This window comes from Micromonospora sp. NPDC005194 (assembly GCF_040608335.1).
GTDB lineage: Bacteria > Actinomycetota > Actinomycetes > Mycobacteriales > Micromonosporaceae > Micromonospora.
In genome coordinates, this window is sequence record NZ_JBEXIA010000005.1 from 191,757 (window position 1) to 215,849 (window position 24,093).

The 24,093-nt window shown below is 66.8% G+C and carries 24 protein-coding genes, 1 other RNA gene and 2 pseudogenes; 14 read left to right on the plus strand and 13 right to left on the minus strand.

The window, feature by feature from the left end:
• The first annotated feature begins 98 nt into the window (after positions 1-98).
• The gene (locus tag ABZU53_RS06450) at positions 99-341 is read left to right on the plus strand and encodes a DUF3311 domain-containing protein (protein ID WP_354856610.1); all 243 of its coding nucleotides are present in this window, start codon (positions 99-101) and stop codon (positions 339-341) included.
• Entirely contained in the window at positions 341-1,990 is a 1,650-nt protein-coding gene (mctP, locus tag ABZU53_RS06455) for a monocarboxylate uptake permease MctP (RefSeq protein WP_355064277.1), read from the plus strand. The genes ABZU53_RS06450 and mctP overlap by 1 nt, the downstream gene beginning before the upstream one ends.
• 251 nt (positions 1,991-2,241) lie before the next feature.
• Here mctP and ABZU53_RS06460 read toward each other — a convergent pair whose 3' ends face one another.
• A complete protein-coding gene (locus ABZU53_RS06460) occupies positions 2,242-2,697 on the minus strand; it encodes a MarR family transcriptional regulator (protein ID WP_354856613.1) in 456 nt (151 codons plus the stop codon).
• Between the two features lie 54 nt (positions 2,698-2,751).
• Here ABZU53_RS06460 and ABZU53_RS06465 point away from each other — a divergent pair, with 54 nt between their 5' ends.
• A complete protein-coding gene (locus ABZU53_RS06465) occupies positions 2,752-3,984 on the plus strand; it encodes an MFS transporter (protein ID WP_355064279.1) in 1,233 nt (410 codons plus the stop codon).
• 126 nt (positions 3,985-4,110) lie between these two features.
• On the opposite strand, the gene ABZU53_RS06470 is transcribed toward ABZU53_RS06465, so the two are convergent.
• A complete protein-coding gene (locus tag ABZU53_RS06470) occupies positions 4,111-4,872 on the minus strand; it encodes a sulfite exporter TauE/SafE family protein (protein WP_354856618.1) in 762 nt (253 codons plus the stop codon).
• Between the two features lie 127 nt (positions 4,873-4,999).
• On the opposite strand from ABZU53_RS06470, the gene rnpB reads away from it, so the two are divergent.
• Positions 5,000-5,417, plus strand: an RNA gene (gene rnpB / locus ABZU53_RS06475) — RNase P RNA component class A.
• A 547-nt stretch (positions 5,418-5,964) separates the two neighbouring features.
• On the opposite strand, the gene ABZU53_RS06480 is transcribed toward rnpB, so the two are convergent.
• The 4 genes and pseudogenes from ABZU53_RS06480 to ABZU53_RS06495 form a co-directional block, all read right to left on the minus strand.
• On the minus strand, positions 5,965-7,095 hold the full coding sequence (locus tag ABZU53_RS06480; protein ID WP_355064281.1) for a hypothetical protein: 1,131 nt from the start codon (positions 7,093-7,095) through the stop codon (positions 5,965-5,967).
• A gap of 70 nt (positions 7,096-7,165) precedes the next feature.
• Positions 7,166-7,654 (minus strand): GNAT family N-acetyltransferase, encoded by a 489-nt coding sequence (locus ABZU53_RS06485; RefSeq protein ID WP_355064350.1) that lies wholly within the window; start codon positions 7,652-7,654, stop codon positions 7,166-7,168.
• A gap of 577 nt (positions 7,655-8,231) precedes the next feature.
• Positions 8,232-9,080, minus strand: a complete 849-nt coding sequence (locus tag ABZU53_RS06490; protein ID WP_355064283.1) for an IS3 family transposase — start codon at positions 9,078-9,080, stop codon at positions 8,232-8,234.
• Positions 9,077-9,364, minus strand: a pseudogene (locus ABZU53_RS06495) (transposase); the annotation flags it as partial. The gene ABZU53_RS06490 and the pseudogene ABZU53_RS06495, both read right to left, overlap by 4 nt.
• A gap of 154 nt (positions 9,365-9,518) precedes the next feature.
• Between ABZU53_RS06495 and ABZU53_RS06500 the strand changes: the two are divergent.
• Together ABZU53_RS06500 and ABZU53_RS06505 are read left to right on the plus strand one after the other, a co-directional pair.
• Entirely contained in the window at positions 9,519-9,752 is a 234-nt protein-coding gene (locus ABZU53_RS06500) for a hypothetical protein (protein ID WP_355064285.1), read from the plus strand.
• A gap of 319 nt (positions 9,753-10,071) precedes the next feature.
• Entirely contained in the window at positions 10,072-11,745 is a 1,674-nt protein-coding gene (locus tag ABZU53_RS06505; RefSeq protein WP_355064287.1) for a DUF6119 family protein, read from the plus strand.
• Between the two features lie 610 nt (positions 11,746-12,355).
• Here the strand turns inward: ABZU53_RS06505 and ABZU53_RS06510 are convergent.
• Entirely contained in the window at positions 12,356-12,502 is a 147-nt protein-coding gene (locus ABZU53_RS06510; RefSeq protein WP_355064289.1) for a hypothetical protein, read from the minus strand.
• Between the two features lie 146 nt (positions 12,503-12,648).
• On the opposite strand from ABZU53_RS06510, the gene ABZU53_RS06515 reads away from it, so the two are divergent.
• On the plus strand, positions 12,649-13,179 hold the full coding sequence (locus tag ABZU53_RS06515; protein WP_355064291.1) for a hypothetical protein: 531 nt from the start codon (positions 12,649-12,651) through the stop codon (positions 13,177-13,179).
• Between the two features lie 93 nt (positions 13,180-13,272).
• Here the strand turns inward: ABZU53_RS06515 and ABZU53_RS06520 are convergent, their stop codons facing one another.
• The 3 genes from ABZU53_RS06520 to ABZU53_RS06530 all read right to left on the minus strand — a co-directional run bounded on the left by ABZU53_RS06520 (position 13,273) and on the right by ABZU53_RS06530 (position 14,565).
• Positions 13,273-13,464, minus strand: a complete 192-nt coding sequence (locus ABZU53_RS06520) for a DUF397 domain-containing protein (protein WP_355064293.1) — start codon at positions 13,462-13,464, stop codon at positions 13,273-13,275.
• A 116-nt stretch (positions 13,465-13,580) separates the two neighbouring features.
• Positions 13,581-13,772 (minus strand): DUF397 domain-containing protein, encoded by a 192-nt coding sequence (locus ABZU53_RS06525; RefSeq protein WP_355064295.1) that lies wholly within the window; start codon positions 13,770-13,772, stop codon positions 13,581-13,583.
• Positions 13,759-14,565 carry a helix-turn-helix transcriptional regulator gene (locus ABZU53_RS06530; RefSeq protein WP_355064297.1) on the minus strand — a complete coding sequence of 269 codons (807 nt, stop codon included), beginning with the start codon at positions 14,563-14,565 and terminating at the stop codon, positions 13,759-13,761. Before ABZU53_RS06530 ends, ABZU53_RS06525 begins: the two co-directional genes overlap by 14 nt.
• Before the next feature lie 275 nt (positions 14,566-14,840).
• Here ABZU53_RS06530 and ABZU53_RS06535 point away from each other — a divergent pair, with 275 nt between their 5' ends.
• Both ABZU53_RS06535 and ABZU53_RS06540 read left to right on the plus strand, forming a co-directional pair.
• Complete coding sequence (locus ABZU53_RS06535; protein ID WP_355064351.1) at positions 14,841-15,113, plus strand: hypothetical protein; 273 nt, start codon at positions 14,841-14,843, stop codon at positions 15,111-15,113.
• A complete protein-coding gene (locus tag ABZU53_RS06540; RefSeq protein WP_355064299.1) occupies positions 15,110-15,376 on the plus strand; it encodes a hypothetical protein in 267 nt (88 codons plus the stop codon). Before ABZU53_RS06535 ends, ABZU53_RS06540 begins: the two co-directional genes overlap by 4 nt.
• Before the next feature lie 68 nt (positions 15,377-15,444).
• On the opposite strand, the gene ABZU53_RS06545 is transcribed toward ABZU53_RS06540, so the two are convergent.
• Complete coding sequence (locus ABZU53_RS06545) at positions 15,445-18,240, minus strand: TIM-barrel domain-containing protein (protein ID WP_355064301.1); 2,796 nt, start codon at positions 18,238-18,240, stop codon at positions 15,445-15,447.
• Between the two features lie 168 nt (positions 18,241-18,408).
• Positions 18,409-18,810 (minus strand): hypothetical protein, encoded by a 402-nt coding sequence (locus ABZU53_RS06550; protein ID WP_355064303.1) that lies wholly within the window; start codon positions 18,808-18,810, stop codon positions 18,409-18,411.
• On the opposite strand from ABZU53_RS06550, the gene ABZU53_RS06555 reads away from it, so the two are divergent.
• Positions 18,809-19,255: a DUF3592 domain-containing protein gene (locus ABZU53_RS06555; protein WP_355064305.1), complete on the plus strand. Its 447-nt coding sequence runs from the start codon at positions 18,809-18,811 to the stop codon at positions 19,253-19,255. The genes ABZU53_RS06550 and ABZU53_RS06555 overlap by 2 nt on opposite strands.
• Before the next feature lie 114 nt (positions 19,256-19,369).
• Here ABZU53_RS06555 and ABZU53_RS06560 read toward each other — a convergent pair whose 3' ends face one another.
• Complete coding sequence (locus ABZU53_RS06560; RefSeq protein ID WP_355064307.1) at positions 19,370-20,290, minus strand: expansin EXLX1 family cellulose-binding protein; 921 nt, start codon at positions 20,288-20,290, stop codon at positions 19,370-19,372.
• A gap of 255 nt (positions 20,291-20,545) precedes the next feature.
• Between ABZU53_RS06560 and ABZU53_RS06565 the strand changes: the two genes are divergently transcribed.
• The 4 genes and pseudogenes from ABZU53_RS06565 to ABZU53_RS06580 form a co-directional block, all read left to right on the plus strand.
• On the plus strand, positions 20,546-21,772 hold the full coding sequence (locus tag ABZU53_RS06565) for an epoxide hydrolase family protein (RefSeq protein WP_355064309.1): 1,227 nt from the start codon (positions 20,546-20,548) through the stop codon (positions 21,770-21,772).
• Positions 21,773-22,843 carry a redoxin family protein gene (locus ABZU53_RS06570; protein WP_355064311.1) on the plus strand — a complete coding sequence of 357 codons (1,071 nt, stop codon included), beginning with the start codon at positions 21,773-21,775 and terminating at the stop codon, positions 22,841-22,843. It begins immediately after the preceding gene.
• A gap of 252 nt (positions 22,844-23,095) precedes the next feature.
• Positions 23,096-23,671, plus strand: a complete 576-nt coding sequence (locus ABZU53_RS06575) for a GNAT family N-acetyltransferase (RefSeq protein WP_355064313.1) — start codon at positions 23,096-23,098, stop codon at positions 23,669-23,671.
• A gap of 125 nt (positions 23,672-23,796) precedes the next feature.
• Positions 23,797-24,084 (plus strand): annotated as a pseudogene (locus ABZU53_RS06580) (helix-turn-helix transcriptional regulator); the annotation flags it as partial.
• Positions 24,085-24,093 lie beyond the last annotated feature (9 nt).

Consider the following 24,093-nt stretch of genomic DNA (forward strand, 5'->3'; position numbering starts at 1 on the left):
CGGCGCAGAGCCGTCCGCGCGCTGATCGTGACGGCGGTCACAGAGTCGTAGCCTCCGGCCGTTACATCGAGTGCCTCGACTCCCCGGAGGTGTGTCAGATGCCTGCACCGGAACCGGAGGCGCCCACCACGGCGCCAACCCGGGCGAAGGACCACAGTCCCTGGAACTGGTTGCTCTTTCTCCCCATCGTGGTGCCGCTGATCCCGGCGTTCTTCAACGGCGACGCGCCCCGGATCTTCGGGTTCCCGCGCTACTACTGGCTGCAACTGGCCTGGATCCTGCTCGGCGTCTCCACGACGACGCTGGTCTACCAGATGACCAAGAAGCGGGGTGAGCACTGATGTGGCGTGACCATCTCACCGAGATCATCGTCTTCTCCCTGCTGTTCCTGCTGGTCAGCGCGATGGGCTTCGTGGCCGCGCGGTGGCGGCGGCCGAAGGACATGGCGCACCTCGACGAGTGGGGCCTGGGCGGGCGCAGCTTCGGCGGCTGGATCACCTGGTTCCTGGTCGGCGGTGACCTCTACACCGCGTACACCTTCGTGGCGGTGCCGGCGCTGATGTTCGGAGCCGGGGCGGCCGGGTTCTTCGCGGTGCCGTACACGATCGTCGTCTACCCGCTGGTCTTCCTGGTGCTGATCCGGCTCTGGTCGGTCTCGCACCGGCACGGCTTCGTCACCCCGGCCGACTTCGTCCGTACGCGGTTCGACTCGCCGGTGCTGGCGCTGCTGATCGCGATCACCGGCATCGTGGCCACGATGCCCTACATCGCGCTGCAACTGGTCGGCATCGAGGCGGTCCTCAAGACGATGGGCGTCACGGGTGAGAGCACCCTGGCCCGGCACCTGCCGATCATCATCGCGTTCGCGATCCTGGCGGCGTACACCTACCAGTCCGGGCTGCGCGCTCCGGCGCTGATCGCGTTCGTCAAGGACAGCCTGATCTACATCGTCATCCTGGTGGCGGTCATCTACCTGCCGTACAAGCTCGGTGGCTGGGGCGACATCTTCGACGCGGCGGACGCGAAGTTCCAGGCGTCACCGAACCCGAACGACGGCATCCTGCTCAACGGCAACAACCAGCTGCAGTACGTCACGTTGGCGTTCGGCTCGGCGCTGGCGCTGTTCCTCTACCCGCACAGCATCACCGGCGTGCTGGCCAGCCGGAACCGCGACGTGATCAAGCGCAACATGTCGGCGCTGCCGGCGTACAGCCTGCTGCTCGGTCTGATCGCGTTGCTCGGCTACATGGCCATCGCGGCCGGGGTGAAGCCGCTGGCGGGAGCGTCGGCCGGCAGCGTCGACAACAACACGATCGTGCCGCTGCTGTTCGACCAGCAGTTCCCGGACTGGTTCGCCGGGGTCGCGTACGCCGCCATCGGCATCGGCGCGCTGGTGCCGGCGGCGATCATGTCGATCGCGGCGGCGAACCTGTTCACCCGCAACATCTACAAGGAGTACCTGAAGCGGGACGCCTCCCCGGCGCAGGAGGCGAACGTCTCGAAGATCGCCTCGCTGGTGGTCAAGGTCGGGGCCGTGGCCTGCATCGTGTTCCTCGACCCGCAGTTCTCGATCGACCTCCAGCTCATCGGCGGCGTGATCATCCTGCAGACGCTGCCGGCCGTGGCGCTGGGCCTCTACACCCGCTGGTTCCACCGGACCGCCCTGATCGCCGGCTGGGTCGCCGGGATGGGGCTCGGCATGTGGATGCTCTACCAGGTGGCCAGCCCCACCCGGAAGCACTTCGGCGGGTCGGCGTTCCCGCTGGAGAAGTTCGGGTTCGACACGCCCAAGACAATCTACGTCGGCATCGTGGCCGTGCTGGTCAACCTGGCGGTCGCCGCGCTGTTGACGCTGGTCCTGCGGGCCGCCAAGGCGCCCGAGGGAGTCGACGGCACCACGCCGGACGACTACTTCGCCGACGAGGGCGACCCCCGCATCACCCCCGGCGTCGACCGCGACGCCGACTCGGCCCGCGAACCGGTCGCCTGACCCCGTTCCCCGTTCCCGTTCCCCGTTCCCCGGGCGCCCGCCGCGAGGTCGGCGCCCGGGGTGCCCGGCAGGCCCGTCGCCCGCTCGCGCCGTCGCCTGTCGCGCCGTCGCCTCAAGATCGTGCTCGATCGTTGTTGTAGTGGTGTCGGGCCCTGGGGATGCCACTACAACAAGGATGTTGCGCGATCTGGGCGGTCGAAGGGTCACGCGCGTCCGGCGACCCGGGGCGGTGGCGGGTCAGCGGGCGTGGGTTAGCGGCGGTTGCGGTTCACCAGGGCCTGGTTGAGGCGGCCCAGCAGGGTCGCCAGGGCGGCCCGGTCCTCGGCGCTCCAGTCGGCCAGCATGTCGCCGTAGAGCCGGGTGCGGGCGGCCTGCACGGCGGCCATCCGCTGTAGCCCGGCCGGGGTGGGGGAGATGACCGTGCCGCGGCCGTCCGTCGGGTCGGGGGCGCGGACGATCAGGCCGTCGCGTTGCAGGGCGGAAACCTGCCGGGTCACCGTCGAGCCGTCCAGGTTGAGTCGCGCGGCGAGGGCGGAGACGTTCTGCGGGCCGGCGGCGTCCAGGTGCCGCAGGATGACGTACGCCGCGCGGTCGAGCACCCGGTGCTCGGCGGTGCCGGTGGCCCGCCGGGTGGCCTCGCCGAAGCGCATCAACAGGGCCACCTCGGTCTCGATCCGGCCGAGGGTGCTCTCGTGGTCGTCGCTCATAGCTGTATGATACCGCGTAAGTACCTGTACCATACAGCTAATTGGGGAGTCGGAGTGGATCGGTCATCCGAACCAAACCGCAGTGCCATCTACGCCACCACACTGGTGGCCTTCCTCGCGATCGCCGGCATCGCCGTGGTCGATCCGATCCTGCCGGCCATCGGCGACGCGATCGGGGTCACCGCCTGGCAGGTCGAGTTGCTGTTCACCGCGTACATCGCGGTCATGGCCCTCGGCATGATCCCGGCGACGCTCGCCAGCGGCCGGTTCGGTTTCAAGCCGGTCCTGATCACCGGGGTCTCGGTGGTCGGGCTGGCCGCCATCCTCGCCTCGTTCAGCGACAACATCGTGCAGCTGTCCGTGCTGCGCGGCGTCTGGGGGCTGGGCAACGCGATGTTCTTCGCCACCGCCATGGTGGTGCTGGTCAACCTGGCCGTCGACCGGGAGTGGGTGGTCGGCCTGTTCGAGACAGCCCTCGGCCTCGGCTTCGCCGTCGGACCGCTGATCGGCGGCCTGCTCGGCCAGGTCAGCTGGCGGCTGCCGTTCTTCGTCTGCGGCGTCTTCATGGTGCTCGCGCTCGGCGTGGCCGCCCGCAAGCTGCGCGAACCCACCAACCGGCAGGCCCCGGTACGCGTCGGCCAGATCTTCGCCACCTACCGCCGACCGGCGTTCATCGCCCTCTGCGTGGTGACCGCCGCGTACAACTTCGTGTTCTTCGTCGTGCTCGGCTACACGCCGCTCTTCCTCGGCCTGGACGTCGTCCCGCTAGGGCTCGCGTTCACCGGCTGGGGGCTCGGCCTGGCCACCGGCATCCTGGTGATCGGCCACCGGCTGGCCCACCGGATCGGCGCGGTGCAGACCGTCGGCGTGGCCATCGCCGGGCTGCTGGTCTGCATGGTCCTCTTCGCCACCTCCACCAGCACCGCCGAGGCGCTCGTGGTGCTCGTGCTCGCCGGCCTCTGCATGGGCCTGGCCAACGCCAACCTCACCGACCTGGCGCTCGGCCTCGGCTCCAGCGACCGCAGGCTCGCCACCGGCGCGTTCAACCTGGTCCGCTGGGGCGCCGCCGCGCCCGCGCCGATCATCTCCGGCAAGCTCGCCGAGCGCTCGCTGTCGCTGCCGTTCTGGGTCGGCTTCGGGGTGCTCGCCGTCGGTGTGCTGGTCTACCTTGCCTTCGCGCACGTGATGGCCGCCGGCTACGGCGAGCGGGTGCTGTGGTCCCGCCGGAACCGCAGCGCCGCGAGTGCCGAGAACACCGCCGAGGAGCCGGTCGGCGAGGCGTACTGACCCCCGGCCCTCGGCCGGGGCCGTTGCGCCGTTCGAGATCCGCGCACTTTCGGGGATATTGCTGCCTCCGGGCTCGCTGAGGCAGCAACATCCCGGAAGTTGCGCGGATCTTGGCGTTGACGCCGCTCAGTGCAGGGCACGCCAGAGCAGGTAGAGGCCGATCGTCGTACCGAACACCACGATCAGCGTCTTGAGCAGCACCGGCGGCAGCCGACGGACGAGCCGGGCGCCCGCGTACCCCCCAATCAGGGTCGCCGGCGCGACCACCGCGACCGCCGCCCAGTTCACCGGGCCGAACAGGGCGAACACCACAAGCGTCGTGAGCCCCACCAATGCGGAGAGCAGATTCTTGATGGCGCTCACCCGCGCCAGCGTCGCGTCCAGCACCAGAGCCAGGCCGGCGACCAGCATCACCCCGAGCGCCGCGCCGAAGTACCCGCCGTACACCGCGCCGAGCGCGACCATCGTCTGCACCGCGACCGTGCGCCGCCGTGGCGACAGGTCGCGGGGGTGACCGACCAGCCGGCGCAGCGGGTCCTGGAAGGCCAGGACCGCGGTCGCGCCGAGGACCAGAAACGGTACGACCAGCTCGAACGCGCGGGCCGGGGTGGCCAGCAACAGCAGCGCCCCGACGATCGTGCCCACGATTGTGGTCGGCACCAGCGTGGCCAGCGCCCGCGGGCGCGGCAGGTCCTGCCGGCTGCCCGCCACGCTGGCCACGTACCCGGGGAACACGGCGACGGAGTTGCTCACGTTCGCCGGCACCGGCGGCAACCCGACCGCGATCATCGCCGGGAAGGTGATCAGCGAACCGCCACCGGCCACCGCGTTGACCGTGCCAGCGGCGAGACCGGCGGCGAGCAGCAGCGCGGCGTGGGAGAGATCCATAGCCCCACGAGGCTAGCCGCCGCCTTTTAGGCTGGCGTCGCCGGATCGCCTATGAGCTGCCCGATCTTGCCCAGGCGGGGCGGCAATACTGGAAGAGCGTCCGTCGTTAGGATGGGAGCGCGACGGACGAGTCGACCGGGCGGTCGCGTCGGCGGGCTCCGGCCCGCCGCCGAGGAACGTCCGGACTCCACAGGGCAGGGTGGTTGTTAACGGCAACCCGGGGCGACCCGCGGGACAGTGCCACAGAAAACAGACCGCCGACCCCAACGGGGACGGTAAGGGTGAAACGGTGGGGTAAGAGCCCACCAGCACCCCGGGTGACCGGGGTGGCTCGGTAAACCCCACCCGGAGCAAGGCCAAGCAAGGGCCGTCACCGCAAGATGACGACCCGGCGCAGACGCTTGAGGGCTGCCCGCCCGATGTCTGCGGGTAGGCCGCTAGAGCCTGCCGGCAACGGCAGGCCGAGATGGATGGCCGCCGCCGGCGCGGAACCCCTTTGGGGTACGCGCCGCGCACAGAATCCGGCGTACAGGTCGACTCGTCCGTCGCCCCCCAGCTCAGAGACCTGATCAAGGCTTGAGCTGGTTCGATGTTGAGGCGTCATTCATGGTCAAACGTCGGGCGGCATCCGGTGCCCTGGAGACGCCCTGAGGGTCGACTGAGTCGAACCTCGTCTCAGATCGGGCTGGCTGTGCCGTCGTGGGTCATCTTCAGGCCCCCGCTTGATAGTCCCCGAGTCGGGCAGCAGCTGTGGGGGAGGGGCGGGAACGTCCCGCCGGTGGAGATGGCGCCGCGACCTGTGATCCAGCGGCAAGCCAGTCCCAGGGTGGGACTGGCGCGGCAGACGGCGCCCTGTCGGCCTCAGTTCTGTTCAAGAGTGTGCCCGATGAAGTTGATGAGCGGAGTGCAACCTATCCCCAACGCCCGCCGGCTCACACTGAGGTTAAGGGGCCGTGTGACCGGATGAACGGACCTCCACCCTATGGCCGGGTCGCCTGCTCCTGTCGTGCTACCTGGTCCGCCTGATGAGCCAGGGCTGGTCCATCCCTGCCGACAGGCTCGACAAAGAGATTGCCAGTACCCGGCCTGAGGCTAGCCATTTCTGTATCTGCGGCTCCGGTATATCTTCTGCTCCACTCCGCGCGCCCACTTGGGCAACTTCTTCAGAAGAGGGATGTATCGCAGAGCCGGTGCAGCAAATTTGCTAGCAATTAGCAGAGTGCCGGCGCCGCCGCCGAGGAGCAGCAGATGACTGCGCATCGCCGTCCAGGTCCCACTGAATGCCCTAAAGAGGTAGCTCCGCTCAAATGTAACCGGGTCCTGGGTAAGAAACAGGAGAACGGAAACGAAGAGAGCTGCGGTCATAGCCGTCCGCATGACCGAACCACCGCGAGCTCTCGAAAACGCCGCAAAGGACCGGAACTCGTTATCTCGAGAAACTACGCCCTTGCTTCGCCAGAAGTAGACGAGGACCTTGCTTTTGCTGAACAGGTTTATCGCACGATCGAGATATGGTTCCCACACGAGGCCCTCGAGAATTCGCGTGTAGTGCATCTCGGGCGCCTGCTGGTAGCTCTGCAGTGAGGCAGGCACTACGGCAAGACAGTTGACATGCTGCACGTCCACGACCAGATGTGACCAGTCAAGGTCCGATGAAACCGCAACCGTCTCGCGGAGCTCATTTACTCGCATATCGAGAAGTGCGCCCGCACGGCGGTGTCCGAGGCGGTGCCAAGTCCACATCCGCCCAGGGTTCCTGACCGGAAGGCGAAATCTGAGGTAAACCTCCTCCTCTGCCTCTATCGCTCGAGCCGGGAAAATCTCCCACAGTGAGAACTCTGCCGTGCTTATCTTCGAGTCGCGAACGCATTTTCTTGTGTCGAGTGACATAAGGATCATCGGCCCATCACCGTCGTCGTAGACCCGCTCTCCGTTCCCGTCTGTGGCAACACTGACGGCCGTATTGCCGAAGACAAGATTCAGGTCTGCGGTGCGATTCAGCATCCGGGGAATTACGTCTGTCAACTCCCCTTCAGCGGTTCCGAAAGGTACGGCGATCCGGAAGGAGTCCAACGCTGAGGAGGATGGTCTTACCTTCAAGCCGATGTCACACAAGAACAAGGACCTGCGAAATAGGCCCGGCAGGCACCACAGATTGATGTCAAGCTTGCAGACTTCGAATGCAGGTGGCCTGGGATGGCGGACGACCGCGAAGAAGCCCATTAAGCTTCACCTTCGAAGAACCGAGGGGTGTAGCCGAGCGTGAGGGCACTCGACGGGGGGTGCAGGTGCCTTACTTTAGTTCGGCGTTGTCAAGCATGGAAGGTGTTGCGAAGTCCGCCGCCGCGAGCTGCTCCGCCAGTGACCACTGCAGGACAAGCTCATCCTCGCCAAAGCCGTATCTGTTCAACTCAAGAGAAGCTTGGTCAAAGCCGAACGGTACCAGAAGTGAGCGTACGCTCGCGGAGTGCTGGTTCCGCACTGTCAGAAATCCGACTTCCGTCTCTTCTCGAGCCCATCTGCAAAGACAATTCTGCACCAAACGACGGCCCACGCCTCTTCGGCGCATTGTCGGGTCAACCCAGAGCGTGCTGAGCTTGAAGCGGTCCGGGCCCTTTGGCGTTTCAACCGCTACCCCGACCAGATGTTGGCCTCCGGCACGCCCGAGGGCTACGGCGACGGTGCACCTAGCTTGCCCGTCTAGAACCTCGCCTAGCCTCCGGAAGAGTTGCTGGTCCCCCTGAGGATAGAGCTGCCTCACTGTGGGTCCTACCGACTGCATGACTGGCAGCAGATCGATGCCTTGAAGTGGCCGGATCAGGATGTCGTAGCAGGGCAGTTGGGCCAGCGAGGCATCGGGGGCGGTAGCGATAGCATCGACCAGAGGGGTTTGGGCGACTTTGGGCGTAACGGCCGAGACAGTGCCGTTTGGGCGGTGACCTGGAAAGAGTGCCACCGCTACCCCCTAACCATTCCGGTAGCCTCTGGTTGCCCGCGGCTAACGACTGCATGCCGCACGGCGATGTGCGCGCTGCCTAAAGATCGCGTCCGAAGGACGGCACCGTACCATGCCCGCGTTAACGGCAGCTACCACCCACAGTCGAGGCCTACCCGTAGTGCTGGCGTCCAAACAGAGCAGGGTTTGCGGCTCAACGCGGCATCCGCGACCTCAAGCGTACCCAACCTTGGTAAACGACCCGGTCCTTCGACGGAAACGCGCCTATCGGTCAAAGCTGGAATCCGAGGTGCGAATGAGTTCCCCCGCTTTGATGGAGCGGTGGTTACCTGCTCCCGGCTGGTGCAGGGATGGCGATAGGTGGCTCGGAGGGTTGCGTCTGGCGGCTGTGCCAGGCGGTCTCCTACTCGTCCGGGCTGAGGTAGCCCAGTTCCTTCTGGATGCGGCGGGTGTTGTACCAGCCGTCGATGTAGGCGAAGATCGCGTTCTCGGCCTCGTCGCGGGTCCGCCAGCTCGTGCGGTAGACGAGTTCGATCTTCAGCGTGGACCAGAAGTTCTCCATCAGGGCGTTGTCGTAGGAGTCGCCGACGGAGCCCATCGACGGCAGGATCCCGTTGTCCTGTAAGCGTTCCGCGAAGCGAAACGACGTGTAGTTCGACCCACGGTCCGAGTGGTGGATCAGTTGGCCGTCGCGGACGTCGCGGGACCAGATGCCGTATTCGAGGGCGGCGAGGATCAGGTCGGTGTCGCAGCGGTCGGAGGTCTTCCCGCCGACGGTCCGGCGGGAGAACGCATCCCGGACCGCGGCGAGCCAGAACACGCCCTCGCCGCAGGGGATGCGGGTGGGGTCGGCGACCCAGAGCCGGTTCGGCCCGGCGGCGGTGAACTGCCGGTTGACCAGATCTGGCGCCGGCGTGTGCCGTGGATCCTGCCGGGTGGAGCCGCCGCGCCAGCCTCGACGCAGGAACGCACCCTGCCAGCCGTGGGCCGCCATCAACCGCTCGACCCGCTTGCGACCCACACCGATGCCGTCACGGCGTAGCTGCCGGTGCACCCGGTCCGCGCCGTAGGTGCGTCCGGAGGTCTCCCAGATCTCGTAGATGTTCGACAACAGGCCCAGGTCGACCACGTCGCGGTCGCAGGGCTGCTCGGCCTGCCTGACCCACGCGTAGTAGGTCGAGGCGTCGATGTTCAGGACCCGTAGCAGGAGCGCGACCGCGAATTGGTCACGGTGTTCATAAATGAACGTCATGACCGTCGCCGGGTCGGGTCGAGCTCCGCCGCGAAATACGCGCTCGCCGCTTTCAGGATCTCGTTCGCCCGCCGCAGCTCGGTGACTTCTCTGCGCAGCTGGCGGTTCTCCTCAGCCATCTTGCTGGTCGGCCGGTCGTGACGCTCGCCGGCGTCGGCCTCGGCTTGGCGGATCCAGTTCCGCAATGCCTCGTGATGCACGCCCAGCTGCTCGGCCAGGCGCCGGATCACCGGCTTCGGGTCCGACTCGCGGTACAAGCGCACAGCGCGGACGTAGCTCGTCGGGGTACTTCTTCGGTGCTGCCACGGACGACTTCCTCCCCATGGCCATCAGGCCATGGTCAAGAAGCTCCATAAAGCGGGGGTGGCTCAGAAGCCCTGACGCACGACCGGACCGACCGGCTGGCTTCCGTAGCGGTCTTGGTGGTCCCATTCGTGGATGAGGTGGGACGAGTGCGTGCTGGAGGTGCTGGAGCACCTGGGGGAGATGGGTCTGGTCGGGCTGGTCAAGATTGACGGGGAGCGGGAGCGCAAGCCCTGGACCGTGGTGATCTCGGGTCAGGGGCTCGACGGCGCGTCGATCAGGGTCGACGGCCACAGCCTCGACTACTGCCTGAAGGATGCGGTCGCCGCGCTTCATGAGCGCTTCCCGGACGAACTCGCGCTGCGCTGAGATCCGACCGTGGGGGCGGTTTCCCGGCGGCTTGCCGCCGGCCGGGCTTGCCGCCCGCACCGCGCGGAGCGCGGTGCCTTGATCTACAACAGGCCTATTCGGCAATTCCTCGCCCAGGATGGATGCCCCAGGATGGATGACCAGGGCGGATCGGTGGGGTGGACTTGTCCGCTGGCTCCATTGCCACAGCGCGGTTGTGCGTTTGGCGTTGGCGAGCCGTCAAGAGCGCCGTCATTAATCCGACTGAAGGGCGATCGCATCCTTCACCGACTACGACTGGTCCGTTAGCCTGGCCTATTCCTTGTCGTTGGGAGGGGAAGTGGATCTAGTCCTATTCAAGCTTCGCGATGATCTCGACGAGGGTGATTGGGGTCTCAGGGCTGTGGTCGACGAGGAATATAAGCCAGTCCCCGTCAAGGAGATAGTTGGCCTAGAGATCGGCCTGTACGTTAAGACTGCCAAGGTTAATGTACCCAAATGGCAGAAAGACTTGATGCTTTTGGCGCTCGACCAGACTGCAGAGGAAATAATTGGGCTCAAGAATCAGAGCACAGGGGCGGTAGTCCGAATAGAGCGAAGCGGCCACCGCTTCCTGCTCGTCTACGGCACAGGTCGTCACGCGGTTGATTCAAGTTCGATTGAGGCTGGATTTGGCCTGAGGGTGGCGGCGAATGTAGTTGACCCTGAAGCGCTGAGGGGTGTAGATACACGGGCGATCGTCGGCTCGGGACGAAGTCAAGTTATCTCGATGCCGTCGGCTGGCTCTCTGCACAAGCTTGGCATCGAACCCACCGCTGATCTCGTTCGATACTTAGAAGGAAAGCCACCAGAAGAGCTTGGCACGGGTGTGGCGGGGGGTGATTCCCTACGGCTCACGATGAAGTCCTTTAGTTATAGATCGTTGCCGGAGAAGCTTGATGAAGTAATCGCGGCGTATGATTCGCGGGAGTACAAAGAGAAGTTTCCGTTCTTGGATTACTTTACTCGCGTTCCCCGCACAAGAGGCGAACTCCACTTGAAACTTAAAGCGGAGTTGGATAAGAAGATCCTGTCGGGTGGCGAGGACATCGAATTTATGAATCCCGACTCGGATCGGCTGGCCAGGCCTGATCGTGTTCTTCTTAAATGGGGTCGCAAGTCTTACCAAGTTCAAGGTGAGATAAACAAGGATGCCGTCTTGGGGGCCGTTTCTCAATGGGACATCCCCGATCCGATGGCATCAGTTCAAGTTCATGCCTTTTACGAGGGCGTCGAGAAGCCTGTTAAGACCTCGCTCATGCCCTACGTTGTGGCAGAGGTGGAGCTAGGCGAGGGGATTTATGCGCCATGCGCTGGCGCATGGTATCGCATCGATAGAGACCACCTTGCGGGCCTGCAGGAACGGATCCGGCGAATTCCTGACCTGACTGAAGAATTGTCGCTGCGCTCCTGGTTTGCTGGAGCGGAAGATGAAGGCGATTACAATCTCGAGGCGTTGGGTAGTAACATCGACCACGTGGTTTTGGATCAGTCCCTTTTCTACAGCAAAGGAGGAAGGAATCTAAAAGTAGAAATTTGCGATCTGCTGACGCGTCGCAAGGAGCTGATTTGTGTGAAGAAAATGAAAGAGTCCTCGCCTACGCTTTCTCACCTTTTTGCGCAGGGTGCGGTTTCGGCTCGACTCTTTAGTGACAGTAGGCAGTATCAGAGCGCTGTTCTACAACACTTCAACAAAATGGCTCAGGCTGCCAGGGTGGGAGCCTTGGGGGACTGGAAGATTGTTTTTGCAATAGCTACTGACAAGCCTGGAAAGCTTGCGGATTCACTGTTCTTTTTCAGCAAGGTCAATCTTGACCTTGCTGAGCGTGCTATCCGTGGCGCTGGACTGGGTGTCGCGCTAGCGAAGATCGATCTTGTTAAGCCTGGGGTGGTCCCATCCACCCGTCGGAGTGCAGGTAAAGACAGGGTGATACGTCGTGGTGACGATCGCAGCGAAAGACCGCGGCTCTTTTAGGGGCGCAAATAGCTCGATGGTTGGAATTTGCTCATCTTCGAAGCCAGCGGTGGTGGATCGCAATCGGGTCGAGCGGCGCGGCGGCACGTTAGGCGCGAAGATCCGGTGTGTGCTCCTAGCGGCCTGGATGGGAGTTGAGGCGGAGGGCCGGCGAGTACAGTTCAGGTTGGTCCATCTCCCGGTGCCTTGAGGGCTTCAAACTGCTATTGGTGGGGCTTTTCGTTGTCCAATGGCAGTATCTGCACGCCCTTTCTAAGAGCAAACAACTCCCTGCGGGCTATAGCTTCGCCTTCTTGGTGCAGTTGGTAGCCCGTCAAGCCACACCCACCCGTCATAAGTGTGGAGATCCCTGCGGATTTTAATCAGGCGGCAGAGGATCGGTTGTGCGAACTGTGGGCTTGCTGAAGTGGTCAGATACAACACGTCACCGGCCTTCACGTCGGCTCTTCCGGTACCTCCAGGCGCGTAGGGTCTCGCCGGCCGCCGTCAGTCGCGGGCATCCGTCGTCAGAGCACTTCGAGCAGACTGACCGGTGATGGAAGTCGATGACGTAGCCAGCCATCAGGACGGGGAACGAGGGCTCTGGCTGCCGCTGAGGAGTCAGCATGGTTCACCGCTGGTTGAGGCGCTTGAGGGCCTGCGACGAGCGCCAGGCGGCGGCCACGGTCATCAAGGGCTGCTCTGGGACCGGGACAGAGGCCTCCTCGACGAGGACTGACGACGGGTGGTGCGTCAGCTCCAGGCTCTCAGCTGCCACCTCGGCAGTTCTGTCGAGGTGGCAGAGGAAGGTGCTCGACAACCTGTTCGGGCTACAGACCGGGGGTCACTAATCGTCATCAGTCTGTGACGGAGTTGGGGTCGCAGGTTGACGCGGCGCTGCGACCGTCGGGCATGGCCGTTCAAATGCTGCTGAAGGCGCGGCGGCTCAGTGTCTTGCTGGCGGCTGCCATTCTCGTGCTGGCCGGGTTGACCGCTTGCACGCCTGAGATCAAAGGCGTTACCGGCGTGGGCGTGGATGCCGATGGGCAGCCCGTTGCGGTTTTGTCCTGGTGCGCGGACCGTCCGCCAGACGTTGTTATGTTCTTTGCCGAACGGGCGTCGATCTCGCCATCCCCGTCCGCCGTGGCGACTTCCACGAGCTGGCCCTACTGGCCGGGACGACGGTACGCCGTACCGCGTGCGGCGACCTCGCCGACGACGGTGCGTCTGGAGGGCTTCCCACGTGACCCGGCCCCCAGCCCGAACGCGGCCTTCCAGCTGTTCGGTGTCGCCAGCGACAGCAGCTTCACCTCGCGTTCGGTGACCTTCCGGCTTACTGAATTGGAAGACATGCGGCCCGGATCGGTTCTGATCACCGAAATTGTGGGCAACGGCGAGGTGCAGAGAAGCGTATCTGTCGATGAGTTCGCGAGTCTCGGAAAGGACGCATGCTGATCAGCGGTAGTGGGCCGCAGTTGTGTATGTGGGGAACCCGCCCGGTTTGTGGACTCCCCGATGCGCCGGGTGAGGCCGTAGTGCGTCGCGGCGCTACGGCCGCCCAGCGACCTGGGCGACGAACCTGGCCCAGGCTGCCGGGGTGAAGGTCAGTGCCGGACCGGCAGCGTCTTTCGAGTCGCGTACCGCCACGACACCGGGCAGGTTGCGCGCCACCTCGACGCAGTTGCCGCCGCTCGCGCCGCTGCGGGTGGACTTGCGCCACCGGGCGTTACTGAGGTCCATGATGGCTCTCAACTTCCTTCAGCAGGTGGACTAACGGCGCGGTAGCGCGGCGATTTGAGCCATGGTCGAACGCGGCGCATTGATCCGGCGCAAAGGGCTCGCGCGCCTGACTATAGTTACGGCCGCCCGGCGACCTGGGCGACGAACGCCCGCCAGGCTGCCGGGGCGAAGGCCAGGATCGGGCCCGCAGGATCCTTGCTGTCTCGGACACCGATGACGCCGGGCAGGTTGTCAGCAACTTCGACGCAGTTGCCCCCCGACGATCCGCTGCGCCGGGACTTGCGCCAGATGGCGTTAGTGAGGTCCATGGTGGCCGTGCACTTCCTTCATCAGCTCGTCGGACTGTCGGCGCGGGAGTGCTTCGTTCCGAACGTTCTCCCACCTCGCATGAAGAGTATGTAGCCCATCTTCGTTGTCGACCACGATCCCGCCCAGCTGATTTTCGAGGTGCCCGACCCAGGACCCGTCGCCAGCCCGCGCCAGCGCGAACGGCCCGGACAGCCCAATGTGGAGGCCGGCGCTTGCCGGGATCACGTGGATGTGAACGTGCGGCAGCTGGGCGACGGTGATGAGGTGGGCGACCTGTTCGGCCATGATGCCGGCGTGTTCGTCGCCCGCGCGGCGGAGCGTGGATTCGTCCAGCACAGCCACCACCTGCGGTGGGCTGTCGCCGGTGAGGATCTTGTGTCGACTCATGCGGGCGCTTACCTGCTGGTCGACCTCGGTGGCCGACATGAGGTCGTTCAAGCGCATCACGACATGGGCGTAGTTCTCGGTCTGAAGCAGGCCCGGGATCAGTAGCGGCTCGAAGAGACGAAGCTGCCGAGCGCCGCGCTCGGCGTCCAGCCACGGCAGAAACCACGACGGCGCGCCGAGTTTCACCACCAGGCGTCCGAACAGCCCGTCGTTGTTGAAGGCGCGGTCCGCTCCCCGAATGAAGTCCATCGTCAGCGCTCGGGTGCCGCTCTCCACGGCGCTGACATGCGAAGCGCTGAAGCCCGCCGCCCGGCCGAACGACTCCTGCGTCATCCCGGACGCTCCACGAGCACGGCGGATCTCGCTCACGATGAAGTCCGCGAGAGGACTCGGCACGTCAGCCATTCAACGCTCCTCAAATCGGAGATCGACTACCCGAGGTGCCACACGCCTGGAGCCTGTTCTGCCAGCTCCGGCCCGGACACCTGGAACACCTTCCGAGCGTAGTGGCCTTCACAGCAGAGTGTCACCAGGCGGCGCGGCTGGCAGGCCCACGAGATCCGGTGGTCGCGTGCGTAACGGGGCCGCTCCCGACGGGCGAGCACTCACGGGAGCGGCCCCTTCCCAACAGCACCCAGGGGAAGACCGTGCCCGACGACAAGTCCGAGAAGTTCGGGAAGATGAAGGCTGGCGACGTAATCCACCTGACCACCGCGGCGAGCGTGCAGTTCCTACGCCCGATCTTCGTACGCGTTATCCGCGAGTTGCCCGAGCGGCACACGTACGACGGGTGGGTCTGGATTGAAGGCTACGAGCTGAACGCGGCGGGCGACGCGGTCGCGCGGCGCGAGTTGTACGTGATGCGCGCGGGCGTACGGCTGCAACCCCTGCCCGCCGTACCAATCAAGCCCGTCAAACGCGGAGCGACCCGGCAGCCGGTGCGGGTCGGATGACCGTCCGCCCTCGCCCGCACCTGCCGATGCGTCCGGCGTGGCTGTGCCGCAACTGCGCCGCGCCCTGGCCGTGCGCCCCGGCCCAACTCGCCCTCGCCAACGAGTTCTACGGTCACTCCATTGCTCTGGCGTTCTACCTGGCCGCGTCGATGCACGACGCCATCGACGACGCGTACAACCTGGGGTTGCGCCCGGACCTGCCCACGCTGCACGCCCGCTTCCTCGGCTGGCTGTCGCTGGCCCGCCGACCCCGCCGACACTGAATCCAGCCCAATCAAACGAACCGGCCGGGCGGGGTTGCCCCCACCCGGCCGTCCGGATCTCTAAAAGTTCACTGCTTCTTGAACACCGGCATGGTGTCCAGCGTGGTGGTGATGTTCTGCGTGGTGCCGCCCCGGTACGTCTTCCCGGTGAAGATGTCGGTCCAGCTGTTGCCTGGCGGGAACCACACCGAGGTGGTGGCGGTGCTGCCGGGCGTCGTCACGGGTGCCACCAGGTAGTCCGGCCCGTAGAGGTACTCGGAACCGGCGGTGGCGTACGCGGCCTGCTCATTCGGGTACGCCAGGTACATGGAGCGGACGATTGGCGTACCCGTGCGGGTGGCCTCCTTCGCGGCGGCGTAGGTGTACGGCTGCAGTTCCTTACGCAGGTTGAGGAACTTCTTGGCCGACGCGTTCGCCGCCGGGCCGTACTGCCAGGGCAGCCGGTCGCTGTGGTTGGAGTGCAGCCGGTCGATCGGCTGGAACGTGCCGAACTGCACCCACCGGGCGTACAGGTCGTCGGGCAGCTTGGTGCTGCCCGGTTCGCTGCCCGGCTCCTGGAGGCCGCCGGTGTGCCCGCCGATGTCGTGGCTGACCGCGGCCAGTCCGGTCGCTGCCGACTCGCCCGGCGTGTAGCCGACCTCCATCTGCAGGGTCGACCAGTCGGAGGTGGTGTCGCCGGTGAAGTGCAGCGTGGTGCGCTTGTCGGCCCACGGGCCGGTCGCCACCGGGGTCGGGCTGCCGTAGCCGCCGGCCTGCAACGAGCCGTACGCCCGGGAGAACGCGAAGCCGGTCTTGTCGGCGTACTGCTGGTTGATCCACGCGTCCGCCGTCACCCCGGCGAGGGAGGACTTCGTGTTGTCGCAGCACCAGTCCAGCCACCAGAGGTCCGGGCCCTTGGTGCCCTTCGGGATCATCCCGTCGTGCAGCTGCATATATGCCTTGAGCTGGTCCGGGTCGCCGAAGTCGAACGCGTAGCAGTCGGGCCCGCCGTTGCAGCCGACGCGCTGGAGCTTGCCCTTCGCGGTGGCCTGCGCCTGGGCGAACTTCGGGTCCGAGCCGAGGATGCTGGGGTGGATGTTGATGCCGGTGTGCAGGCCCTGCTTGCGGGCCCAGTCGAAGAACGCCTTCGGGTCAGGAATCCGAGTGGGGTCGATGCTCCAGCCGTTCCACTTGTCCGGCGCCTTGATGTCGGTGTCAAGGACAAGAACATCCATGGGTACGCCCTCAGCCCTGGCCCGGGCCACCAGGTCCTGGAATTCGCTGGCGGTGCGGTCGTAGTACTCGGAGTACCACACCCCGTACGCCCACTTGGGCAGCAGCTTCGTGGGCCCGGTCAGGGTGGACAGGTCCTTGAGGCCACGGGTGAAGTCCTGCCCGTACGCGAAGACGTAGCCGTCCTGCTCCGAGGCGGGCCGGGGCTTGGTGGTGCGCAGGGCCGAGGCGGAGTCGTCGAGCAGGTACCAGCCGTCCTGGTAGAGCAGGCCGGGGGCGGTGAGCGCGGCACCGGTCACGCCGTCCAGACCCCGGCGGTAGCCGCCGAGCGGCGCGTGCGGGGCGAGCAGCGGGGAGTCCTTGCTCGTGACGGCGACCGTGTCGACGTTGACGTTGCAACTGGCGTCCGTGGGGCACCCCAGCGTCACCGTGTTGGTGCCACGGTCGAGGTGGACCGGGACGGAAACGGTGTTCCAGTAGTCCCACCCGCTGGTCGGCGCAAGGGTCGCCGTGACCGGCGCCGCCGTTCCGGCCGTGACCGACATGGTGCGCGCCTGGCTCGGCTGGGCACCGGCCTGGCCGTTGGCGTAGCGGATCTGCACCTGGTAGTCACCCGGGGCCGGGACATCCGTCACGGTGAGCGCGACTGCCGACGTGGTGCTCTCCAGGCCGGCCAGGAACCCCGTACCGGAAGCGCCGTTGTGGTCGTTCGCGGGCTTCGCGCCGCCGGTCAGCGCGCCGGTCTCGGCCTCACCCAGCGTGCCGAATCGCAGGGACTGCGGCTCGGGCGCGGCCGGCGCCGGGAACGGATCACCCGGGTTGACCACCGCGAGGCTGTCGATGTTCACATTGCCGGAGTCGTTGGGGCCCCGCACGACGCTGATCTCGTGCCGGCCGGCGGCGAGGTCGACCGGCACGGTGGCCAGGCCCCAGGTGTCCCAGTTTGCGGTGGGCGGCAGCGTCAGCGAACGGCCGGCGTCGCCGTCGATGAGAACCGTCAGGGTGCGGGTCACGTTCTGGCCGTCGCCGCCGGTGCTGTTGGCGTAGCGGACGGCGAGCTGCTTCGTGCCGCCGGCCGGCGCGTCGAGCGCGAACGTGACCGAGTCGCCGGACGAGGCGAAACCGGCCGCGAAGCCGCGCCCGGTGTACCCCCGGTGGTCGGTGGCCACGCCGGGACCGCTCAGCTGTAGTGATTCGGCCTCGCAGAGCGCGCCGAACGCGCACGCCGGAGCAGTGTGGCCGGCCCAGGGCTGGCCCTGCACGAGTTGCTTGCCGGTCTTGAGCCGCACCGTCAGGTTGTCGGCGGTGAACGCGCCCGAGCCGACCTGGTACCGCAGCGTCATCGCGCCGGTGTCGATGGTGAGCCAGCCGTGCTCGACGTGCTTCGTGAAACGCGTACGGGGGAAGTCATCGCGCCCGATGGCGTTGAACGTGGCGGCGTCGGTGAACCTGCCGTCCTTCTGGTACTCGGTGCGGATCAGGGTCGGGGACAGCACCTCGAAACGTGCGTTGCCCGACCGTACGGCTGCGTCTTGGTCCTTGTTGGAGCTGGCCTGGGCCGGCCCGGCCGGAGCGAGCGCCAGTCCCGTGATGAGGATGCCGACTGCGGCGGCTGCTGTCGCACGCCGGCGCGGTGAGTTCCGATAGAGCAAGGTGCGCTCCTCGTCTCATATGGAGGAAATGAGTCGATGACAACGCTGTCACTCGCCTGAAACACCTGTCAACGGGCGTCAGAGAGTGTCTCTTCTCTCTTTCGTGGGCCTTCGGCGTGCCCCAAAGCAGCTCGGCGAGTTCACGCAGCACCGCGTCCACGCGGGTAGCTACCAGATGTGTCCGCGTTCGTCGATGGATCGAGGCGGATCGCCGAGGAAGGTGTCGACCGGAACCGCACCGTGCGCCAGGTTGAGGGTGTCCAGCCGGTACAGCCACGTGCCACCATTCATCCCGGTGAAACGGTAGTTGATCTGCCAGCGCAGCCATTCGCCGTGTGCGAGCCGCACTGCGGGCGGCCGGCGGTGACGGCGCGGCATACCCCAGGCCGACGCCAGCAGTTCAACCCGGAGTTGACCGTCCGCCAGCCGGAGACGCACCTCGCTCCGGTACGGCGCGCGTACCAGGTTCTCGCGAGGCTCGAACCCATCGGCCTCTGCCAGGTCGACCTCATGGGTGAGCGGCGCCGCCCGTCCGGCTGCGTTGCTGGGCCCTTCTAAAGTGCCGACCATGCCCCGTCGACGGCCGAGCCGAACTTTTCTACGAGTGTTCTCGGCGTTCTATCTCGCCTTCGCGATGACGGGCGTGGCGCTTGTCGCCTGGTCGCTCGCAGGCGAGCAGCGGGGATCGGAGACATCGGCCGAGGTGCTGGACGTCGAGGGGCGCGGGACGCGAACCATCCTGACGGTTCAGTTCAGCACCGAGCGTGGCGAGGTGTGTGAGGCGAGCTTTCGCTCGTCGGTCGCTGCGAACCGAGCCGTGACCATCGGCGAGCGTATCCGCGTCACCTACGGCGAGACCCACCCCTGTCTAGGAGTGCGCGAGGTCGGCGACCGGTCGCCTTGGTACATCTTCATCATCGCGGTGGTGATTCTGACCGCCGCCGTCATCATGGCCTACGTCGTCTGGCGCCGGCCGCGACCTCCGCTGCCCCTCCGCTACGCGGGCATGCCCTAGCGGTCCGACGTTCGGAGGTTTTCCAGCGCAGGCCAAGGCAGTGCAGCAATTTCACGCTGACCCGGAACACGTATCCCTCTCTGCGGGCCAGCGTCGCCCTTCTCGTTCGCCTGGTCAGCAGCGGGGGCGGTCGAGTGGGGCTGCGCCGGCGATGGCTTCGACTGTCGCCGGTGGTGCGGTCGGCTCCGCCGGGGTCGGCGAGGGCGCGATGGTGGGGCTCGGCGAGGCCGACGGTGAACTGCTCGGCGTCGACGTGACGAGGGAGGCCGTGCTGCGTTGGACCTGCTTCGTGACCATCTTGATGCCGGTGGCGGTCGTCTGGTGGCCGTACACGTCGGTGACCCTGATGGTGTACGGCCCGGGACCGATCCCGTCCTCGATGGTCCAGTAGTTGTCGACCTGGCGGGCCGCCTTGCGAAAGCCCCCGCTCGACCCCTGCGCCTCGACCGAGCGCAGCGGGTTGCCGTGGTTACCGACCTGCACGGCGAACCACCACTGCGACGCGCCGCCCTTCATCCGAAAGGTGAGGCCGCCGTCGAGCGGTGGGTCCACCACCGCCCGGTACGTCACCTGCGCGATGCCCTGCGCCCGGTCGGCGATCCGGGCGAACGCCTCGTCGGAGAGGTCGATCTTGCTGGGTCCGCACCCGCCGCACTGGTCCATGACCATCACCCGGACCGTGCCCTTCGGGCCGCTGACATCCAGGTAACTGCCGCAGGCCGCCGCCCCGGCGTACTGCGAGGCGCCCAGGGCCACGTAGAGCCGGTCCGCGGGAGGGCCCGGGAAGGAGCAGGTGCCGCCCGAGCGGCCCGCGTCGTAGAAGCTCGCCGTTCCCTTGTGGACGGTATTGCCCGCGGGCGGCGCGGCGCAGGCCGAGGCGGCGCCGCCGCGTACGGCGAGGGTGACGCCGAGTACGGCGGCCAGGGCGGCGATCCCGGTGCCGGCCAACCAGTGCCTGACCCGCCGATTCGACCGGGGCGTGCCGTTGTCGCCGGCCGGGGTGGCGTTCTCCGGATCCATGGCTGGTGCCGTCACGGCGGCTGATGTTGCCGTACCGTGCCACGGCAGCGCAAAGCCGTCGAGCGGACCGTCACGCCCCGGATCGGCGAGGGCGCACTCCGTTGCGGCGGCCGTGACTTCTCGTATGGCCCCGGCGCCTGCGTGCGGCGTTCTAGGCTCCGAGATATGGCGGTGGCGTGCCCTTCTCGACATTGGCGCACAAGTCCGGGCAATGCCCTCACCCGATGATTCCCCTCGCGAGGCGCGAACTCAGACAGGGAGGAAGCACGCATGGCGGTCAAGACGAAGACACGTCCCGGCACCACGGAGATTCGCCCGGTCCAGGTGGAAATCCCGCAAGCGGACCTGGACGACATGAAACGACGGATCGCGGCCACCCGTTGGCCGGAAAAGGAAATCGTCGACGACCAGTCGCAGGGCGTGCCACTCGCGACGATCCAGGCCCTCGCCCGTTACTGGGAAAATGAGTACGACTGGCGCAAGGTCGAATCACGGCTGAACGCCCTACCGCAGTTCATGACCACCATCGACGGGGTGGACATTCACTTCATCCACGTGCGCTCGAAGCACGAGGACGCCCTTCCGCTCATCATCACGCACGGGTGGCCCGGTTCGGTGATCGAGCAGTTGAAGATCATCGAGCCGCTCACCGACCCCACCGCACACGGCGGCAGCGCGTCGGACGCCTTCCACGTGGTGATCCCGTCGCTACCCGGCCACGGCTTCTCCGGCAAGCCGACAGCGCTGGGCTGGAACCCGCAGAAGATCGCGACCGCCTGGACCGAGCTGATGACGCGCCTCGGCTACTCGCGGTTCGTCGCCCAGGGCGGCGACTGGGGCGCGGTCATCGTGGACCAGATGGGCGTGCAGGCGCCGCCGGAACTGCTCGGCATCCACACCAACATGGCCGGCGCGGTGCCGCCCGAGATCGACCTGCTGTTCCAGGGCGACACCACCGGCGCGAACAACGCCATGGGTTCGCTGCCTTCGGGTCTGTCCGACGACGAGATGCGCGCGGCCACCGAACTGGACTACGTCTGGAAGCACGTCGCGTACGCCCTGATGATGGCGACGCGTCCGCAGACGCTGACCGGGCTCGCGGACTCTCCGGTCGGCCTGGCGGCGTTCCTGCTCGACCACGACGCGAAGAGTCTGGCCCTGATCGCGCAGGTCTTCGACGGCGCCCAGGCGGGTCTGACCCGCGACGACATCCTGGACAACATCTCGCTCTACTGGTTGACGAACACCGCGATCTCGGCGGCCCGCCTGTACGCGGAGAACAAGCTCTCCTTCTTCGCCGCCAAGGGCGTCAACGTCCCGGTGGCCGTGAGCGTCTTCCCCGACGAGCTGTACGAGGCCCCGCAGAGTTGGGCGGAGCAGGCGTACCCGAACCTCATCTACTTCAACAAGCTCGACGTCGGCGGGCACTTCGCGGCCTGGGAGCAGCCGAAAATCTTCTCCGAAGAGCTTCGCACCGCCTTCCGGTCGCTTCGCTAGATGGCGGTGCACCTGCCCCCGCTGAACGGGGCGGTCGAGTGGCTCAACTCCGAGCCGCTCGGCCCCGCCGAGCTGCGGGGTCGCGTCGTCCTGGTGAACTTCTGGACGCTGACCTGCATCAACTGGCTGCGTCAGGAGCCGTACGTCCGGGCCTGGTCGCAGGCATACCGCGACGACGGCCTCGTCGTCGTCGGGGTGCACACGCCGGAGTTCACCTTCGAGCATCAGGTCGACTGGGTGCGCCGGGCGGTCGCGGCGCGCTCGATCGACTACCCGGTCGCGGTCGACAACGACTACGCGATCTGGCGTGCCTTCGCCAACCAGTACTGGCCCGCGCTGTACTTCGTCGACACCGATGGCGTCATCCGCGACGAGCACTTCGGAGAGGGGCGCTACGAGCAGTCCGAGCGGCGGCTTCAGCAACTGCTCGGCGTCGAGCGCGACCCCGTACCCGTCAACGGGCTCGGCCCGGAGGCGGAGGCCGACTGGGGCAACCTGCGGACGCCCGAGACGTACCTCGGGTTCAGTCGCGGCGAACACTTCGCGTCGCCGAACGGCCCCGCGCTCGACGAACGCCGCGCCTACGACCTCCCCGATGCCCTGGCCCTCAACCAGTGGGCCCTGGCCGGGGAGTGGACGATCGGGTCGGAGCACGTCGTGGTCGATCAAGCCGGCGGCAGCATCGCCTTCCGGTTCCACGCCCGCGACGCGCATCTCGTGCTGGCCCCCGGGGCGGGACGGTCGATCCCGTTCCGGGCGTTGCTCGACGGCGAGGCTCCCGGCCCCTCCCACGGGGTCGACGTCGACGCCGATGGCAACGGCGTCCTGGAGGACGGCCGCCTGCGTACCTCAGGGCCGGGGCGTAGGCGGGCGTCCGTCGCGTACCGGTCGGCGAGTGTCTTCTCGGCGGCCTCGTCGCCGTCGTCGGCGGCGAGCAGTAACGCGGCGATCTCGTCCACGAGGGTGAGGTCGGCGTCGGCGAGGTCGTCGGTCATCGCGCCGAAGCCGTCCCAGAGCAGCAACTCGTCCTTTGCCGATGGGCCAGTTCGTGCAGGACGTAGTCATGGATGAACCACGGGCCGCGGATCGGCAGTTCCGGGCTCACGCCGTAGGAGTCGGGATCGATCGCCCCGGACCGGTACGCCGACCAGACCCGCGCCGCCGAGTCGAAGAGCCCTGCCGTCGGATCGATGTCGTAGCCGTCGAACCGCCGGGGTCGCTGTACGGGGAGTGCTGTCGGTAGTTGTCGATGTCCATGGGGCAAGTCTTCGTCCTGCCACCGTGTCAGGGTCAAGGCGTCCGCACGCGATAGTGTCGCCTGCTGTGACAGCGCCCGTGATCTCCATCGCCACGCCAGCAGACCGTTCCGCGGTGGTCGACTCGCTGGTCGCCGCGTTCGTCAAGGATCCCATCCTGCGGCACCTGTTCCCCGACGAGGCGACCTATCCGCGCTACGCCGCCACCTTCTTCGGGAACCTCTTCGACAGGCGGGTGCACCGGTCGTCGATCTGGACGATCGGCGGGGGTGCGTCCGTCGCCGTCTGGGAGCCCCCGGCCGAATCCCCGGCGGCTGGGCACGGATCGCCGGCGGAAGCTCGATACCCGGCTGACGTGTGGGCCCGCGTCCAGGGCTACGACGAGGCCGTGCACGCGGCCCTGCCGACGTACCCGTTCTGGTATCTCGGTGTCCTCGGCACCCACCCGGACAGCGCCGGACGCGGCTGGGGCCGCGCGGTGATGCGGGCCGGGCTGGCCCGCGCCGCCGCCGACGGCCTGCCGGCGATCCTGGAGACCAGCAACCCCGCCAACGTCGAGCTGTACCGCCGCGCCGGCTGGGAGGTGGTGGGGTCGCTGTCGGAGCCCAGGCCCACCTGGATCATGCAGCAGTCACCCCGCTGAGCCGTGGCCGCCGCCGGCTGCCAGCCCTGCCTCCCCGCCCACCCGACCGTTGCGGGCATCGGATGTCGGGTGGGCCACCTGCCCTGCCGCCTAGCGTTGCTGCTCGTAAGGGAAAGGAGGTCCGGGTGCTGGAGCGGCTCAACGAGGCCATGGCGCACATCGAGCGGCACCTCGACCAGCAGATCGAGGTGGCCGACCTGGCGCGGATCGCGCTGACGTCGGAGTACCACTTCCGGCGGCTGTTCTCCGCGCTGGCCGGCATGCCGCTGTCGGAGTACATCCGTCGGCGTCGGCTCACCGTCGCCGGCGCGGACGTGCTGGCGGGGGAGCGGACGTTGCTCGACGTCGCCGTGCGCTACGGCTACGGATCGGCCGAGGCGTTCGCCCGGGCGTTCCACGCCGTGCACGGCGTGGGGCCCGTC

Excerpts from the sequence above, each read along its gene's own strand:
- ABZU53_RS06485 (WP_355064350.1), bottom strand. The coding sequence starts at position 7,654 with ATGCAGTCGGTAGGACCCACAGTGAGGCAGCTCTATCCTCAGGGGGAC.
- ABZU53_RS06480 (WP_355064281.1), bottom strand. The coding sequence starts at position 7,095 with ATGGGCTTCTTCGCGGTCGTCCGCCATCCCAGGCCACCTGCATTCGAA.
- ABZU53_RS06490 (WP_355064283.1), bottom strand. The coding sequence starts at position 9,080 with ATGACGTTCATTTATGAACACCGTGACCAATTCGCGGTCGCGCTCCTG.
- mctP (WP_355064277.1), top strand. The coding sequence starts at position 341 with ATGTGGCGTGACCATCTCACCGAGATCATCGTCTTCTCCCTGCTGTTC.
- ABZU53_RS06515 (WP_355064291.1), top strand. The coding sequence starts at position 12,649 with ATGCTGCTGAAGGCGCGGCGGCTCAGTGTCTTGCTGGCGGCTGCCATT.
- ABZU53_RS06570 (WP_355064311.1), top strand. The coding sequence starts at position 21,773 with ATGGCGGTGCACCTGCCCCCGCTGAACGGGGCGGTCGAGTGGCTCAAC.
- ABZU53_RS06555 (WP_355064305.1), top strand. The coding sequence starts at position 18,809 with ATGCCCCGTCGACGGCCGAGCCGAACTTTTCTACGAGTGTTCTCGGCG.
- ABZU53_RS06525 (WP_355064295.1), bottom strand. The coding sequence starts at position 13,772 with ATGGACCTCACTAACGCCATCTGGCGCAAGTCCCGGCGCAGCGGATCG.
- ABZU53_RS06550 (WP_355064303.1), bottom strand. The coding sequence starts at position 18,810 with ATGGTCGGCACTTTAGAAGGGCCCAGCAACGCAGCCGGACGGGCGGCG.
- ABZU53_RS06450 (WP_354856610.1), top strand. The coding sequence starts at position 99 with ATGCCTGCACCGGAACCGGAGGCGCCCACCACGGCGCCAACCCGGGCG.
- ABZU53_RS06520 (WP_355064293.1), bottom strand. The coding sequence starts at position 13,464 with ATGGACCTCAGTAACGCCCGGTGGCGCAAGTCCACCCGCAGCGGCGCG.
- ABZU53_RS06470 (WP_354856618.1), bottom strand. The coding sequence starts at position 4,872 with ATGGATCTCTCCCACGCCGCGCTGCTGCTCGCCGCCGGTCTCGCCGCT.
- ABZU53_RS06565 (WP_355064309.1), top strand. The coding sequence starts at position 20,546 with ATGGCGGTCAAGACGAAGACACGTCCCGGCACCACGGAGATTCGCCCG.
- ABZU53_RS06460 (WP_354856613.1), bottom strand. The coding sequence starts at position 2,697 with ATGAGCGACGACCACGAGAGCACCCTCGGCCGGATCGAGACCGAGGTG.
- ABZU53_RS06540 (WP_355064299.1), top strand. The coding sequence starts at position 15,110 with ATGACCGTCCGCCCTCGCCCGCACCTGCCGATGCGTCCGGCGTGGCTG.
- ABZU53_RS06500 (WP_355064285.1), top strand. The coding sequence starts at position 9,519 with ATGAGGTGGGACGAGTGCGTGCTGGAGGTGCTGGAGCACCTGGGGGAG.
- ABZU53_RS06535 (WP_355064351.1), top strand. The coding sequence starts at position 14,841 with ATGAAGGCTGGCGACGTAATCCACCTGACCACCGCGGCGAGCGTGCAG.
- ABZU53_RS06530 (WP_355064297.1), bottom strand. The coding sequence starts at position 14,565 with ATGGCTGACGTGCCGAGTCCTCTCGCGGACTTCATCGTGAGCGAGATC.